This is a genomic window from Pseudothauera lacus (genome assembly GCF_003034845.1).
Classification (GTDB): Bacteria; Pseudomonadota; Gammaproteobacteria; order Burkholderiales; family Rhodocyclaceae; genus Pseudothauera; species Pseudothauera lacus.
Genome location: NZ_PZKC01000002.1, coordinates 152,526 through 167,747, shown reverse-complemented (window position 1 = coordinate 167,747; position 15,222 = coordinate 152,526). Strand labels below are relative to the sequence as shown.

Annotated in this window: 14 protein-coding genes; 10 read left to right on the top strand and 4 right to left on the bottom strand. The window is 67.8% G+C overall.

The features are described from left to right. Positions 1 to 19: 19 nt before the first annotated feature. Positions 20 to 652 (top strand): uracil phosphoribosyltransferase, encoded by a 633-nt coding sequence (gene upp, locus C8261_RS02740; protein ID WP_107492132.1) that lies wholly within the window; start codon positions 20 to 22, stop codon positions 650 to 652. Positions 653 to 743: 91 nt separating this feature from the next. Next, entirely contained in the window at positions 744 to 1,991 is a 1,248-nt protein-coding gene (locus tag C8261_RS02735; RefSeq protein ID WP_107492131.1) for a uracil-xanthine permease family protein, read from the top strand. Here the strand turns inward: C8261_RS02735 and C8261_RS02730 are convergent. From C8261_RS02730 to C8261_RS02720, 3 genes are read right to left on the bottom strand one after another with little or no spacing between them, the layout of a single operon-like run. Next, positions 1,960 to 2,301 carry a YqjK-like family protein gene (locus tag C8261_RS02730; RefSeq protein WP_107492130.1) on the bottom strand — a complete coding sequence of 114 codons (342 nt, stop codon included), beginning with the start codon at positions 2,299 to 2,301 and terminating at the stop codon, positions 1,960 to 1,962. The genes C8261_RS02735 and C8261_RS02730 overlap by 32 nt on opposite strands. Continuing rightward, complete coding sequence (locus tag C8261_RS02725; protein WP_107492129.1) at positions 2,298 to 2,678, bottom strand: phage holin family protein; 381 nt, start codon at positions 2,676 to 2,678, stop codon at positions 2,298 to 2,300. The genes C8261_RS02730 and C8261_RS02725 overlap by 4 nt, the downstream gene beginning before the upstream one ends. A gap of 8 nt (positions 2,679 to 2,686) precedes the next feature. Then, on the bottom strand, positions 2,687 to 3,007 hold the full coding sequence (locus C8261_RS02720; RefSeq protein ID WP_107492128.1) for a DUF883 family protein: 321 nt from the start codon (positions 3,005 to 3,007) through the stop codon (positions 2,687 to 2,689). A 147-nt stretch (positions 3,008 to 3,154) separates the two neighbouring features. On the opposite strand from C8261_RS02720, the gene C8261_RS02715 reads away from it, so the two are divergent. From C8261_RS02715 to C8261_RS17555, 4 genes are all read left to right on the top strand, one after another. Beyond that, on the top strand, positions 3,155 to 3,922 hold the full coding sequence (locus C8261_RS02715) for an EAL domain-containing protein (protein WP_107492127.1): 768 nt from the start codon (positions 3,155 to 3,157) through the stop codon (positions 3,920 to 3,922). A gap of 166 nt (positions 3,923 to 4,088) precedes the next feature. After that, entirely contained in the window at positions 4,089 to 8,159 is a 4,071-nt protein-coding gene (locus tag C8261_RS02710) for a response regulator (RefSeq protein ID WP_107492126.1), read from the top strand. Between the two features lie 26 nt (positions 8,160 to 8,185). Next, on the top strand, positions 8,186 to 9,112 hold the full coding sequence (locus tag C8261_RS02705) for a diguanylate cyclase (protein ID WP_235864814.1): 927 nt from the start codon (positions 8,186 to 8,188) through the stop codon (positions 9,110 to 9,112). A 291-nt stretch (positions 9,113 to 9,403) separates the two neighbouring features. Further along, on the top strand, positions 9,404 to 10,201 hold the full coding sequence (locus C8261_RS17555) for a PEP-CTERM sorting domain-containing protein (protein WP_235864813.1): 798 nt from the start codon (positions 9,404 to 9,406) through the stop codon (positions 10,199 to 10,201). 59 nt (positions 10,202 to 10,260) lie between these two features. Here C8261_RS17555 and C8261_RS02695 read toward each other — a convergent pair whose 3' ends face one another. Beyond that, positions 10,261 to 11,049 carry an exodeoxyribonuclease III gene (locus C8261_RS02695; RefSeq protein WP_107492124.1) on the bottom strand — a complete coding sequence of 263 codons (789 nt, stop codon included), beginning with the start codon at positions 11,047 to 11,049 and terminating at the stop codon, positions 10,261 to 10,263. Positions 11,050 to 11,087: 38 nt separating this feature from the next. On the opposite strand from C8261_RS02695, the gene pyrE reads away from it, so the two are divergent. From pyrE to C8261_RS02675, 4 genes are read left to right on the top strand one after another with little or no spacing between them, the layout of a single operon-like run. Then, positions 11,088 to 11,732, top strand: coding sequence for an orotate phosphoribosyltransferase (gene pyrE / locus C8261_RS02690; protein ID WP_107492123.1), 645 nt, complete (start codon positions 11,088 to 11,090; stop codon positions 11,730 to 11,732). Further along, positions 11,713 to 12,351: an FUSC family protein gene (locus C8261_RS02685; protein ID WP_107492122.1), complete on the top strand. Its 639-nt coding sequence runs from the start codon at positions 11,713 to 11,715 to the stop codon at positions 12,349 to 12,351. Before pyrE ends, C8261_RS02685 begins: the two co-directional genes overlap by 20 nt. A 2-nt stretch (positions 12,352 to 12,353) precedes the next feature. Next, a complete protein-coding gene (locus C8261_RS02680) occupies positions 12,354 to 14,432 on the top strand; it encodes a molybdopterin-containing oxidoreductase family protein (RefSeq protein WP_107492121.1) in 2,079 nt (692 codons plus the stop codon). After that, a complete protein-coding gene (locus C8261_RS02675) occupies positions 14,429 to 15,196 on the top strand; it encodes an NAD-dependent deacylase (protein WP_107492120.1) in 768 nt (255 codons plus the stop codon). Before C8261_RS02680 ends, C8261_RS02675 begins: the two co-directional genes overlap by 4 nt. The last annotated feature ends 26 nt before the right edge of the window (positions 15,197 to 15,222 follow it).

Below are 15,222 nucleotides of genomic sequence, written 5' to 3'. Positions count from 1 at the left end.
GCCATCGGACCGCTCCATCATGCCCATCCAGCAAATCGACCACCCTCTCGTCCGCCACAAGATCGGCCTGATGCGCGAAGGCGAGATCAGCACCAAGAAATTCCGCGAGCTCACCGCCGAACTCGCCCGCCTGCTGGCCTATGAGGCCTGCAAGGATTTCCCGCTCGAAAAGGTCACCATCGCGGGCTGGGCTGGGCCGGTGGAGATCGAGCAGATCAAGGGCAAGAAGGTCACCGTGGTACCCATCCTGCGCGCCGGCCTGGGCATGCTCGACGGCGTGCTGGACATGATCCCGAGCGCCAAGGTGAGCGTGGTGGGCATTGCCCGCAACGAGGAAACCCTGCAGCCGGCGCCCTACTTCGAGAAGTTCGTCGGCGAGCTGAGCGAGCGCATGGCGCTGATCATCGACCCGATGCTGGCCACCGGCGGCTCGCTGGCGGCAACCTGCGACATGCTCAAGCGCAAGGGCTGCGCGCAGATCCGCGCGCTGGTGCTGGTGGCCGCCCCGGAGGGCATCCGCCTGATGGCCGAGCAGCATCCGGACGTGGACATCTTCACCGCCAGCATCGACAGCCACCTCAACGACATTGGCTACATCATCCCCGGCCTCGGCGACGCCGGCGACAAGATCTTCGGCACCAAGCACAACTGAACGCGGCACGCAGTCCCTGCAGCACCCGCAGCACCCGCAGCACCCATAACAGCAAATACATTCCGCCCTGCCGGGCGAACGGAGAACACGCATGCGAGAACTACCGATCCAGGGCGGGGAACCGCCGTGGCGCCAGGCGGTGGCCGGCGGCCAGATCCTTTTCGTGGCCTTCGGGGCGCTGGTGCTGGTGCCCCTGCTCACCGGGCTCAATCCCAGCATGGCGCTGCTCGGTGCCGGCGTCGGCACCCTGCTGTTCCAGCTCGTCACCCGCCGTCAGGTGCCGATCTTCCTCGGCTCCAGCTTCGCCTTCATCGCCCCCATCATCTACAGCATGCACACCTGGGGGATGTCCGCCACGATGGGCGCGCTGGCCTGCGTCAGCCTGGTGTACTTCGCCTTTGCCGGGCTGGTATGGAAACACGGCGCCCAGGTCGTCCACCGCTTCATGCCGCCGGTGGTGATCGGCCCGATCATCATGATCATCGGCCTGTCGCTGGCCTCGGTGGCGGTCAACATGTCGATGGGGCGCAGCGGTGACGGCAGCGTCGAACTGGTGCCCTACGGTACCGCACTGATCGTTGCGGCAATCTCCCTCGGTACTACGGTGGCCGTTGCGGTGCTGGCGCGCGGCTTCCTCAAGCTGGTGCCCATCCTCGCCGGCGTGGCGGCCGGCTACATGGCCGCCGCGGCCTTCGGGCTGGTGGATTTCTCCAAGGTCGGCGCCGCACCCTGGCTGGCCATGCCGAGCTTCGTGGCACCGAGCTTTGAATGGGCAGCGATCCTGTTCATGCTGCCGGTGGCACTGGCCCCGGCCATCGAGCACGTCGGCGACGTGGTCGCCATCGGCGGGGTCACCGGCAAGGACTACACCGAGAGCCCCGGCCTGCACCGCACCCTGGCGGGCGACGGCCTCGGCGTGCTGTTCGCCGGCTCCGTGGGCGGGCCGCCGATCACCACTTACTCGGAAGTCACCGGCGCGGTGACCCTGACCCGCAACTTCAATCCGGCGGTGATGACCTGGGCGGCGGTGTTCGCCATTGCGATGGCCTTCGTCGGCAAGTTCAACGCCTTCCTGCAGTCCATCCCGGTGCCGGTGATGGGCGGCATCATGATGCTGCTGTTCGGCTCGGTGGCCAGCGTGGGGCTGAAGACCCTGATCAAGGGCAAGGTGAACATGGACGAACCGCGCAATCTGGTGATCGTCTCGTGCATCCTGGTGTTCGGCATCGGCGGCCTGGCGCTCAACCTCGATGGCTTCACCCTGCAGGGCGTGAGTCTGTGCGGGATCGCGGCGATCCTGCTGAACTTCATCCTGCCCGCGCAGCGCGCCAGCGACTGAGCAGACCAGCGGCCGCCGCCAGGGCGGGGGCCGCGGCGCGCCCGACCTTGCGGTACAGCATCCAGCCCAGCCAGGCGCGCTTGGCCAGACGCAGCACGAGCCGGGGCTTCCACAACACGAACAGCACCGCCCCGGCCGACAGCGCCGGGGTGTGCTGGCTCGCCCAGCGCAGGTTCTCGCGCACGCCGTCGGCAACATCCAGCGCGGACTCGAAACCCTCCAGCCGCCGCAGCATGTCGGCACGCTGACCTTCGGCCTGAATCTGCAGGCGCTGCTTGCGCAGCGCGAGCTCGATTACCCTGGCGTTCATTTGCGCCGCAGTGCTTCGCGGTCGCGCGCCAGCTCGGCAAGGCTGGCGGCAAAAAGGCGGCTGCCGCGGCGGATTTCGCGGGCGGCATTGGAGGCGGCGAACAGGCCGCCGCCGATCAGCGCCACGGTGGCGAGACCGAGGACCAGCAGGCGGTGCCCTTCCCAGAACAGCACGGTGAGGAAAAGCGCCAGGAAGACCACCCCGAAACCGAGCAGGATGGCGCTCAGGGCAAGGTTGAAGAGCAGCCCGGAGAGGCGCAGCTTCTCTTCCTGGAACTCCACCGCAAGCAGTTCCAGACGGGTCTGCGCGGTGGCCAGCCCGCTATCCAGGAAGCCGCGCAGGCTGTCGGCCAGGCGCGGTTTCCGTTCTTCGCTCATCGCCGCGTTCAGCGCCGGCCGGAGAGCAGGCCGAGGAGGAAGGCGACACCGGCAGCGATGCCGACCGACTGCCAGGGGTGGGCATGCACGTAGTCGTCGGTGGCGTGGGCCACCTTGCGGGCATTTTCGCGCAGCGCGTGCTCGGCGTCGGCAAGGCGCTCCTTGGCGCCGACGAGGCGCTCGGAGAGGCGTCCGCGCACATCGCTGAGCTTGTCACCGGCCTGCCCGGCGGTGAGCTTGAGCAGCTCTTCGGTATCGGCAACCACGGCCTTGAAATCCGCTACCAGCTTTTCCTTTGCGGCGTGGTTCTGTTCGCTTGTTGCAGCCATGATCGACTCCGTTATCGCAGGTTATGACATACGCGCCAGCAGCGCCCGACTCAAGGCTAAACCCATTCGCAGGGGAAGGCAAACGGCGCGCTGACGAGGTTTGCGGGCGTGATATCGTCAACCGCAGCACACTCCAGAGCACCCGCGATGAGCACCCGTTTCCCGCAACCTTTCGAACCCGCCGGATGCGACCAGTGCCGCAATGCCGCGGCCCTGGGTTTCGAGTTCACCATGGCCTTCCAGCCCATCGTCGACCTGCTCGGCGGCGCCCCCTTCGCCTACGAGGCGCTGGTGCGCGGCCCCGCGGGCGAAGGCGCGGCGAGCGTGCTCGCCCAGGTCAATGACGACAACCGCTACCGCTTCGACCAGGCCTGCCGGGTAAAGGCCATCGAGCTCGCCGCCGGGCTGGGCCTGGGCGCGATCAACGGCACGCGGCTGTCGATCAACTTCCTGCCCAATGCCATCTATCGCCCGGAGAGCTGCATCCGCTCCACCCTGGAGGCCTGCGAGCGCTTCGGCTTCCCCTCGCAGCGGCTGATGTTCGAGGTCACCGAGGGCGAACAGGTCAGCGACGGCGAGCACCTGATCCGCATCTTCTCGGACTACCGCAAGCGCGGCTTCATCACCGCCATCGACGACTTCGGCGCCGGCTACGCCGGCCTCAACCTGCTGGCGAAGTTCCAGCCCCACGTGCTGAAACTGGACATGGAGCTGATCCGCGACATCGACGCCAACCCCGCCCGCCAGGCCATCGTCGCCGGCATTGCGCTGACCGCCGAACGCCTCGGCATCACCCTCATCGGCGAGGGGGTGGAGACCACCGACGAACGCGACTGTCTGCTCGACTTCGGCGTCCGCTACCAGCAGGGCTACCTCTTCGCCCGCCCGGCCATCGAGGCCTTGCCGGCGGGGTGACCGGCGTCGTGCAATATTCCGTGCATGGCGCAGCCGTGCCCGCGGTGCATTTGAACTTTTCCGCTAAGATGTGCCGAAAGACATAGCCGCGACAGCTCACGCCGAGGCCTGCGCTCCGCCCACCGGCGCACCCGCGGCCTGCCGCCTTCACAGCACAGGATCGCTCATGGACACAGCTCCACCGCGCGCCAGCAATCCCGACCTGCCCACGCAGCACGGCTCAAGACGGCGGCGGAACCTGGCCGAACGGCTGGTGCTGGGCTTCATCCTGTTCGTCGCGGGGATCGCCGTGACGGCCAGCATCCTCACCGAGCGCGAGCGCGTCCGCAGCGAGGAGAGCGACCGCCTGGCCACCCAGGCGCGGGTCGCTGCGGTCAATATCAGCGCTCAACTTCAGGCCATCGCCAACGTCCTGAGCCATCTGGAGACCGAACACGCCGTCTGGCTCACCGGCAAGGACCCAGGAGGCGAGGCCAACCGGCGGATGGAAGCACTCAATGCGGTCATGCCCGGCGTACGTTCGCTGATGTGGCTGGATGCGCAGGGTTACACGCAGGCGAGCAGTCGCAAGGCATTGCGGGGTGGCGACTTCTCCGGACGCGAGTACTTCACCGCCCCGCAGCACGATGACCGCCCGGCGGTCCTGTTCCTCTCGCGCCCCTTCAAGTCCGCGGTGGAAGACATCTGGATCGTTGCCCTGGCGCGCCGCCTCAATGGCCCGGACGGCGTATTTGCGGGCACTGTGGTGGCCAGTCTGGAGGGACCGTTCTTTACCACCGTGCTGGAGTCGGTGAACTACGCGCCGGACATGTGGAGCGCGCTCGCGCACGGTGACGGCATCCAGGTCATCATGGCTCCGGACCGGCCGGGCATGGGGGGGCTGCGCCTGGACACACCCGACTCCTTCTTCACCCGCCACAAGCTCAGCGGGATGGAGGCCAGCGTCCTCGAAGGGCGGGTCCACGCCACCGGCGAACACCGGATGATGGCGTTGCGCACAGTCTCCCCACCCGGGCTCAGACTCGACTGGCCATTGGTAGTGGCCAGCGGGCGCGATCTCGATGAGATCGACGCTCCATGGCGAGAGTCCGCCCGACTGGGGCTGAGCCTTTATGCAGCGCTGTGCCTTGTCACCATTGGCCCATTGGCCTGGTACCAGCGCCACCGGAGCAGGATCGAAGCCACCAGCGACGGGCTGGCCGCCGAGCTGCGCGCCGAGCGCGACCTGTTTTCCGCCGGCCCGGTGTTCTCGGTGGCCTGGGCCCCCAGCGCAGGCTGGCCGGTGGAACGCATTTCCGCCAACGTCGAGGATGTGCTGGGCTACAAGGCAACGCAGTTCACCACTGGCCACCTGCCCTGGGGGAACCTCATCCACCCCGACGACAGCGACCGGATTGGCACAGAGGTCGCCGCCCATATCGCCAACGGTGTCGACACCTACGAGCAAAGCTACCGCGTACGTGATGTGCACGGCCATTACCGCTGGCTCTACGACTTTACCCGCCTGATCCGCGATGCCAGCGGCGCGCTGGTGCAGATTCGCGGCTATCTGTTCGACCAGAGCCGGCTCAAGGATGTCGAGGCCGCACTCAATGAAGAGCGCGACCGCCTCGCCGGCATCATCGAAGGCACCCATGTGGGCACCTGGGAGTGGCATGTACAGAGCGGCGATACGGTGTTCAACGAGCGCTGGGCAGAGATCGTCGGCCATACGCTCGAGGAACTGCAACCGACCAGCATCGAGACCTGGAAGCACTTCACCCACCCCGACGATCTTGCCGCCAGCGGTGAAGCGCTGCAGCGCTGCTTCGACGGCAGCAGCGAGTATTACGAGTGCGAAGCGCGCATGCGCCACCGCGATGGTCACTGGGTGTGGGTGCTCGACCGCGGCAAGGTGCAGCAGTGGAGCGCCGATGGCAAGCCCTTGCTGATGCGTGGCACTCACCAGGACATCAGCGCGCGCAAGCAGGCGGAGGCCGAACTGGTCGACGCCCGCCAGCGAGCGGAGGAGGCGAGCGCGGCAAAGAGCCGTTTCGTTGCCAACATGAGCCACGAGATCCGCACTCCGATGAACGCCATCCTGGGCCTGCTGCAGTTGCTGGAGCGTACGGCTCTGGACCAGCGCCAGCGCGACTATGCGCAGAAGGCCGAGGTGGCGGCGCGCGGCCTGCTTGGCATCCTCAACGATGTACTCGACTTCTCCCGCGTCGAAGCCGGCCGGATGGAACTCGAGGACGCGGCGTTCAGGCTTGAGGACGTGCTGCGCTATCTCTCCGTGGTGTTCTCCGGGGCAGTCGAGCACCGCGACCTGGAGGTGGTATTCGACGTCGGCCCGGGTCTGCCCGCGGCGCTCCATGGCGATGCCCTGCGGCTGCAGCAGGTGCTGCTCAACCTGGGCAGCAATGCGATCAAGTTCACCGAGCACGGCGCCGTAGTCGTCGCCCTGCACGACGCCGGCAGCGCGCCGCCGGGCAAGGCAAGGATCCGCTTCGAGGTTCGCGACAGCGGCATTGGCATTCCTGCGGACAAGCTCGAAACCATCTTCAGCGGCTTTACCCAGGCCGACTCCTCCACCAGCCGCAAGTATGGCGGCAGCGGCCTCGGGCTTGCCATCAGCCGCAGTCTGGTAACCCTGATGGGGGGCAATCTGGAGGTCGACAGCTCCCCCGGCCAGGGTAGCTGCTTCTCCTTTACGCTGGAGTTCAGGATCGCCGACGAAGGCGCACGCCCGCCGCCAGTAAAGGCGGCCGCACGGCGCGTTCTCGTTGTCGACGACAACGACATTGCCCGCACCACGCTGCGGGCAATGGCCGAGCAGCTCGGCTGGCAGGTGGAGTGTGCGGCCGACGGCGCGGACGCCATCGACAGGGTGCAGGTCGCCGCGCAACGGGGCTTCGCCTTCGACTGCATCCTCCTCGACTGGCAGATGCCACAACTCGATGGACTGCAGACCGCCCACCTCATCAGGACGCTCGACCTGCCCGGCACCTCGCCGCTCATCGTCATGGTCACCGCCCACGGCCGCGAAGCCATCAACGATGCGCTGACGAGCGGCAACTGCCCGCTCGACGGCTACCTGCTCAAGCCGGTTACGCCGACGATGCTGGCCGCCACGGTCGCCCACGCTGCCTGCACCAGCGCCGACGGCGGCGGAGATGCCTTCGCGCCGGCTGGAAACAGGCGGCTGCACGGCACCAACATCCTGCTGGTCGAGGACAACGATATCAACCGTCAGGTTGCCGGAGAACTGCTCGCCGCCGAGGGTGCCGCAGTGGTCATGGCGACGGACGGCTACCAGGCGCTCGAACTGTTGCGTACCGGCAGTGCGCGCTTCGATGCGGTGCTGATGGACATCCAGATGCCCGGCATCGACGGCTTCGAAGCCACCCGGCAACTGCGCGCGCTGCCCGGCTGCGCAACGCTGCCGGTAATTGCCATGACCGCCAATGTCCTGCCTGCTGACCGCCAGGCCGCGCTCGCCGCCGGCATGAACGACCATGTCGGCAAACCGTTCGAGATCGACCGTCTGGTCGATCTGCTGCTGCGCCACTGCACAGGCAGCAGGCATGACGCTCCGCAGCAGGGGACCGTGCCGGCCGGCGCGGAGGCGACTGCCGGCACCGAGGCCGACGCAGTCTTCGACCTTGATATGGCGCTGCGCGCCTGCGGCGGCAAGCGCGACCTTCTCGCGCGGATGGCCGCACAGTTCCTCAGCACGCAGGGCGAGGAGGTCGCGCACCTGGTGCGCGCACTGCGCACACCGGCGGCCGCTCAGGTTCTCCCCGCACTGCACACCCTCAAAGGGCTGGCAGCAACACTGGGGCTGGGGCAGCTTGCCAGCCGTGCGCGTGCCATCGAAGCGGGGCTGAAGAGCACCCCCGCTGCGAGGCCCGCTGCCGACTGGCCCGCTGCACTGGAAGCGGCATGGAACGCCGCCGCCGCCGCACTCGCGGAGGCGGTGGCAGTACCGGCGGGCACGCACGCGGGTGCCCCCGCCACGGTCACGCAGCCCTCACTCGCCGAGGGCGTCGCAGAACTCGTGCGCCTGCTTCAGGATGGCAACCTGCGCGCTGCCGACGCGTTCGCCGCAGTGCAGAACGGACTCCGCGAGGTATCGCCGGAACTCACCGCAAGGCTCGATGAAGCCCTGCAGGCACTGGACTTTGATAGCGCGCTGCAGTTCGCGCAGCAGGCCAGCAGCCACCTCCAGGTACACAACGGCGGACAATCCCGATGAGAGCCGAATACTCCTCGCCGACAGCCATGCCAAAGCTGCTGGTCGTCGACGACCAGCCGCTTTTCATTCAGACCATGCACGAGATCTTTCGCGATCAGTACGAGATCTTCATGGCGCGCAATGGAGAACAGGCGCTCGCGCAAGCCGGACGATTGTGCCCGGATCTCATCCTGCTCGACCTCAACATGCCCGACATCAGCGGCATGGAGGTCTGCCAGCGCCTCAAGCAGAATCCGGCACTTGCGGACATTCCGGTACTCTTCGTCACTGCCGAAGAGGATTTCGAATCGGAATCCCTGGCCCTCGAAGCCGGGGGCGCGGACTACATCACCAAGCCCGTCAATCCGGCAGTGGTCCGGGCCCGCGTCAGGACCCATCTCACCCTCAAGGCACAGGCTGACCAGCTGCGCGCGCTGGCTTACCTTGACGGCCTCACCGGCGTGGCCAACCGGCGTTACTTCGACCAGCACCTCGACGCCGAGTGGGCGCGCAGCCAGCGTCACCACATGCCTTTGAGCCTGATCCTGCTCGACATCGACTTCTTCAAGACCTACAACGACCACCTCGGCCATATCGCCGGCGACCAGTGCCTGAAGGCCGTTGCGGGGGCATTGCAGGCACTGCCGAAGCGGGGGCACGACTTCGTTGCCCGTTACGGCGGTGAGGAGTTTGTCGTCCTGCTCGCCGACTGCGACCTCCCCTGTGCGCTGCGCAAGGCTGCAGCATTGCAGGAGGCGGTCGCGCAGCTCGCGATTCAGCACCCGGCCTCCACCGTCAGTGAACTAGTGACGATCAGCCTCGGGGTGGCCTCAACGGTCGCCGGTGCAGCGCACACTGCCGGCGAACTCCTCGACGCTGCCGACAGGCAGCTGTACGCAGCCAAACAGGCCGGCCGCAACCGCATCTCACCTGCTGCCGATCACGCTGGCACCGCGGGCAGTACGCCGCCCTGAGGGCGAGCTCCACGACGCACCTGACCTCCCCGTTGCGGGGGGCTGTCGAGGGTCAGCCGGCAGGGGGGTGGGCATGCAGCTGCCGTCGCCTGCGCCAGCACCGAGCGCTCCGCGCCAAAGCAAGTCATCCGGCATGCGCCCTGTCGGATTTCTTTACACTCTCGGGCAATCTCCTCTGCAATATGCGCCCAGATCATTGGCGTATGGCGGCCATTGGAAACTGGCAAGACACTTGCTTCCGATCGCATCGACAGGCTTTTTGCGTTTATCGATTCACTTTCGGAGTATTCCATGAAGAAGAAACTGCTTGCGGCGCTTGTCGCCCTTTCCGCATCTGCCCAAGCCGGTGCCGCCACCATCCTCATCACCCAGTTCGACTACACCGGGTACACCGAGATGGCCAGCACGCTCGCCGCGGCCGGCCACACCGTGAATGTCGTCGATACCCGCACCGCGGGCACGCTGGCGAGCACCCTGGGTTCGACCTTCTATGACCAGGTTTTCCTCTTCGACCTCACCGGCACCCGTTATCTCAACAATGACGACGTCGCTGCGCTGGCCGGCTTCTGGAACAATCGTGGCCTGGTCGTCGATACGCGCTCTTACGGCTATCACTTCCAGCCCACCAATGCCTCGGAGCAGGCCCTGCTGCAGAACGTCGCCTCCAACCTGGAAGCGGCCGGCGGCGGCGTCTGGGTGGGTACCGACCACAACCCGGAATGGACGCGCAACGCCAACCCGTTCCTGCAGGAAATCGGCATCAACATCGTCACCGGCAGCTACAGCAACCCGGTCAACTTCGCCGATCCGACCTCGGTGCTGCTTGCCGGCGTGACCCCCACCGAACTCTGGGGCGGCGGCCAGACGGTAGGCATGGCGCCGATCGGCGTTCAGCCCAATGGCGTGGAGATGTTCATCCACTTCGGCCACGAGCGCACGGACGGCAGCATCCTGCCGTACATCTCCGCCAGCTTCCCGCTTACCGGCGTGCCGCCGGTCAACCCGGTGCCGGAACCTGCCATCCTGGGGCTGCTCGGGCTCGGCCTTGCCGGTCTCGCCGCAACCCGCCGGCGCAAGCTCGCCGCCTGATCGCAGGCACAACGCAGCGCTTGAAGGGCAGGGGCTCCCCTGCCCTTTTCATTCCAGCGTCAGGCCGTCAGGGCGAAGCCGTAATCGACCGTCAGCGGCGCGTGGTCGCTGAAGCGCTGGGCCTTGTAGACCGCCGCGACGGTCGCGGTGGCGGCGATGGCGGGAGTGGCGAGGTGGTAGTCGATACGCCAGCCGACGTTCTTTGCCCACGCCTGGCCGCGGTTGGACCACCAGGTGTAGCTGTCGCCGGTGGCATCGGGGTAGAGACGGCGGTAGACGTCGACCCAGCCCAGTTCATCCAGCACCTGGCTCAGCCACGCCCGCTCCTCGGGCAGGAAGCCGGAGTTCTTCTGGTTGCTCTTCCAGTTCCTGAGGTCGATCTCGCGGTGGGCGATGTTCCAGTCGCCACAGATCACCACCTCGCGACCGCTGGCACGCAGTTCGGCAAGATGGGGGAGGAAGCGCGCCATGAAACCGAACTTGGCCTGCTGGCGTTCGTCTGAACTGGAGCCGGACGGCAGGTACAGCGACACCACCGAGACGCCGGGGTAGTCAAGCTGCAGGTAACGCCCTTCGGCATCGATGTCGGCAATGCCGAGCCCCTCGACGACGCGCTCGGGCTCATGCCGGGTGTAGATGCCGACGCCGCTGTAGCCCTTCTTCTCGGCATGATGGAAATAGCCCCTCAGGCCGGCGCAGGCCTTCATGGGTTCGCCAAGGTCGGCGGCCTGGGCCTTGAGCTCCTGGACGCAGACGAAATCGGCCTCCTGGGCAGCCAACCAGTCGAGGAAGCCTTTGCTGGTGGCCGAGCGAATGCCGTTGAGATTGGCGGAGATGATGCGTAACATGCGGAGATTCTCGGAAATTGGTGCTTCGGAAGGCGAACGTGGATTTTAGCCGTGAATTCATCGCACTGGCCTGTCGCAAGGGCGTGCTGCGCTTCGGGTCGTTCATCACCAAGGCGGGGCGCAATTCGCCCTACTTCTTCAACGCCGGCCTGTTCGATGATGGCGCCTCCTTCCGTGAGCTGTGCGGCTTCTACGCCCGCGCCATCCAGGCCTCCGCGGTGCATTGCGACATGCTTTTCGGCCCCGCCTACAAGGGCATTCCGCTGGTCGCCGGTACCGCGGTGCGGCTTGCCGAACACGGCGTAAACCTGCCTTTCGCCTTCAACCGCAAGGAAGCCAAGGACCACGGCGAGGGCGGCACACTGATCGGCGCGCCGCTCGCCGGACGGGTACTGATCCTCGACGACGTCATCTCCGCGGGCACCTCGGTGCGCGAATCGGTGAACATCATCCGCGCCGCAGGAGCAGTGCCGGCCGGCGTGGTGATTGCGCTTGACCGCATGGAGCGCGGCACCGGCAGCCTCTCGGCGGTACAGGAGGTGCGCGAGCAGTTCGGCATTCCGGTGGTGGCGGTGGCCACCCTCGAAGACCTCATCGGCTACCTTGCCGACAGTCCGCAACTGGCGGCCAATCTGGAGGCGGTAAGCGCCTACCGCGACACTTATGGAACCCAGGCTTCTTAGCCACGCCCTGCTCTGCGCGGCGCTGCTGACGCCGCTGGCCGCCGCCGCCCAGGGCGGCGGCCGCACCATCTATTGCTGCGAGGACGACAACGGCCGTCCGGTATGCGGCGACGTGCTTCCCGGCATGTGCTACGGCAAGGCCTACCGCGAGATCAGCCCGCAGGGCACGGTGCGGCGCTTCGTCGCCGCGCCGCTGACCCCGGAAGAGGTCGCCCGCCGTCAGGCGGCGGAGCAGCGCCGCAAGGCCGAAGAGGCCCGCGCGCTGCAGCAGCGCCGCCTGGATGCCGCATTGCTGGAAACCTATCCGACGCTGAGCGAACTCGACGCCCGCCGCGAGCGCGCCCTCGCGGAGGTGGAAACCGGCCTTGGCGATGTCCGCCAGCGCCTCGCCGAGCTCACCCTGCGCCGCGACCGCCTCGCCCAGGAAACCGAGTTCTACCGCAACGGCGAGGTGCCGCGCGAGCTCGCCGACGAACTGCGCACGGTGGAGGGCGAGCTCGCCGCCCAGCGCAGCATCATCGACGCCAAGAACCGCGAGGCCGCCGCCGTGCGCGCGCGCTTCGAAGAGGACCGCCGGCGCTACATCGAGCTCACCCGCGACGACCCGCGGAGGCGCTGAAAGTGAGCGACGCGGCGTCCCACATCGTCAGGGCCGCCTGTCCGCACGACTGCCCCGACAGCTGCGCGATGGAGGTGGAGGTTGCCGACGGGCGCGCACTGAAGGTGCGCGGCGCGGCCGACATGCCCTTCACCCACGGCGCGCTGTGCACCAAGGTGGCGCACTACCTGGAGCGGGTCTACAGCCCGCAGCGCCTGCTCCATCCGATGAAGCGCATCGGCCGCAAGGGCGAGGGACGCTTCGCGCGCATCTCCTGGGACGAGGCCCTGGACACCATCGCCGCGCGCTTTGCCGCCATCGCCGCCGACGATCCGCGGGCCATCCTGCCCTATTCCTACGCCGGCACCATGGGCCTGGTGCACAGTGCGGGGATGGACCGGCGCTTCTTCCACCGTCTTGGCGCCTCGCTGCTCGATCGCACCATCTGCGCCAGCGCCGGCGCGATGGGCTGGAAGGCCACCGTCGGCGCATCGCAGGGCGCCGACCCGGAGGCGGTCGCCAATGCCCGCCTGATCCTGATCTGGGGTGCCAATCCGGTGGTCTCCAACCTCCATGGCTGGCGCCATCTGCTGGAGGCCAAACGGCGCGGCGCGCGGCTGATCTGCATCGACCCCTGGCGCACCGCGACGGCAGAGAAGTGCCACCTCCACATCGCCCCGCTGCCTGGCAGCGACGGTGCGCTGGCGCTGGCGATGATGCAGGTGCTGATCGCCGAGGACCTCCTCGACCACGACTACATCGCCCGCCATACCCTCGGCTATGCCGCGCTCGCCGAGCGCGTGCAAACCCACACGCCGGAATGGGCCGCCCCCCTCTGCGGCGTGGACGCCGCCACCATCCGTGCGCTGGCGCGCGAGTACGGAGCCGCCGGCGGGGATACGCTGATCCGCCTCAACTACGGCCTCAACCGCCATGCCGGCGGCGGCATGGCGGTGCGCAACATTGCCTGCCTGCCCGCCCTCACTGGCGCCTGGCGCAAGCCGGGCTGCGGCGCGCTGCTGTCCACCTCGGGCAACTTCCCGGTAGACCAACACGCCCTCGAACGCCCCGACCTGTATCCCGACCCGGAGCGCTTCCCGCCCCGCACCATCAACATGACGACGATAGGCCGCGACCTGCTCGAAGCCAGCGCTCCGCCGATCCGCGCAATCTACGTCTACAACGCCAATCCGCTTGCGGTGGCGCCAGACGGCAGGCGGGTGCGCGAGGGTTTCGCGCGCGAGGACCTGTTCTGCGTCGTCCATGAACTCTTCCAGACCGACACCGCGGACTACGCCGACATCCTGCTGCCGGCCACCAGCCAGCTCGAACAGCACGACGTGCACACCGCCTACGGGCATTTCTACGCCCTCGCCAACACCCCGGCCATCGCCCCGCTCGGCGAGGCACGCTCGAATGCGGAGGTGTTCCGCCAGCTCGCCGCCCGCCTCGGCTTTACCGACACCGCGCTGTGCGAGGACGACGAGACCGTCGCCGCGGCGGCCTTCGATCACGGCGACCGCCGCGCCCACGGGCTCGATCCGGCGACCCTGCGCGCACGCGGCTGGGCCAGGCTGAACCTGCCGCGGCCCTTCGCCCCCTTTGCCGCAGGCGGTTTCCGCACCCCCTCGGGCAAGTGCGAGTTCCATTCCGCAACCCTCGCCGCGGCCGGCCACGACCCGCTGCCGGCGTGGCATCCACCGCGCGAGTCGGCGGCGGTCAATCCCGCCCTTGCGGCACGCTTCCCGCTCGCGCTGATCTCACCGCCGGCGCGCAACTTCCTCAACAGCAGCTTTGCCAACCTGCCGCGCTTCCTGGCCGACGAGGGCACGCCGAAGCTCGAACTGCATCCCGCCGACGCCGCCGCGCGCGCCATCGCCGACGGCGAGCGCGTGCGCATCCACAACGACCGCGGCAGTTTCAGCGCGCGCGCGGTGATCACCGCGCGGGTGCGCCCCGGGGTGGTGGTCAGCCCGTCGATCTGGTGGCGCAAGCTCTCCGGCGACGGCGAGAACGCCAATGCGGTGACCAGCGACGCGCTCACCGACTTCGGTGGCGGAGCCTGCTTCTACGACTGCCTGGTGGAGGTCAGCCGCACATGAACCACGACACTGCCGTCGACCGCGCCTGCGCGGCGCTGGCCGACGCCCAGCGCATCCTCTTCATCACCGGCGCGGGCATCTCCGCCGACTCCGGCCTGCCCACCTACCGCGGCATCGGCGGGCTTTACCACGAACGCCTGACCGCCGAGGGCCTGACCATCGAGGAAGCGCTCTCCGGCGAGATGATGGCGCAGCGCCCGGACATCGCCTGGCGCTACATCGCCGAGATCGAGGCCAACTGCCGCGATGCCCGCCCCAACGCCGCGCACCGCCTGATTGCCGAGCTGGAGCGCGAACGCAGCGGGGTGTGGGTACTGACGCAGAACGTGGACGGCCTGCACCGCGCCGCCGGCTCGCAGAAGCTCATCGAAGTGCATGGCACGGTGCATCGCCTGCGCTGCACGGAATGCCCGCACAACCGCAACGTGCCGGACTTCTCCGGCCTCAGCCTGCCGCCGGCCTGCCCGTTGTGCGGCGGGGTACTGCGCCCGGACGTGGTGCTGTTCGGCGAGATGCTCCCCACACACGCCCTCGACCGCCTGCAGACCATCCTCGCCGGCGGGCTGGACGCGGTGGTCAGCATCGGCACCACCAGCGTCTTCCCCTACATTGCCGGGCCAGTGTGGTGGGCGCAGCAGCACGGCATCGCGGTGGTGGAAATCAACCCCGGCGACACCGAAGTGAGCCACCTCGCCAGCGTGCGCCTGCGCATGGGCGCGGCGCAGGCAATGCAGGAAATCTGGGGGCGCCTGCATCCGGCCTGAACGGCGCCGCAATGCTCCCGGGCCGC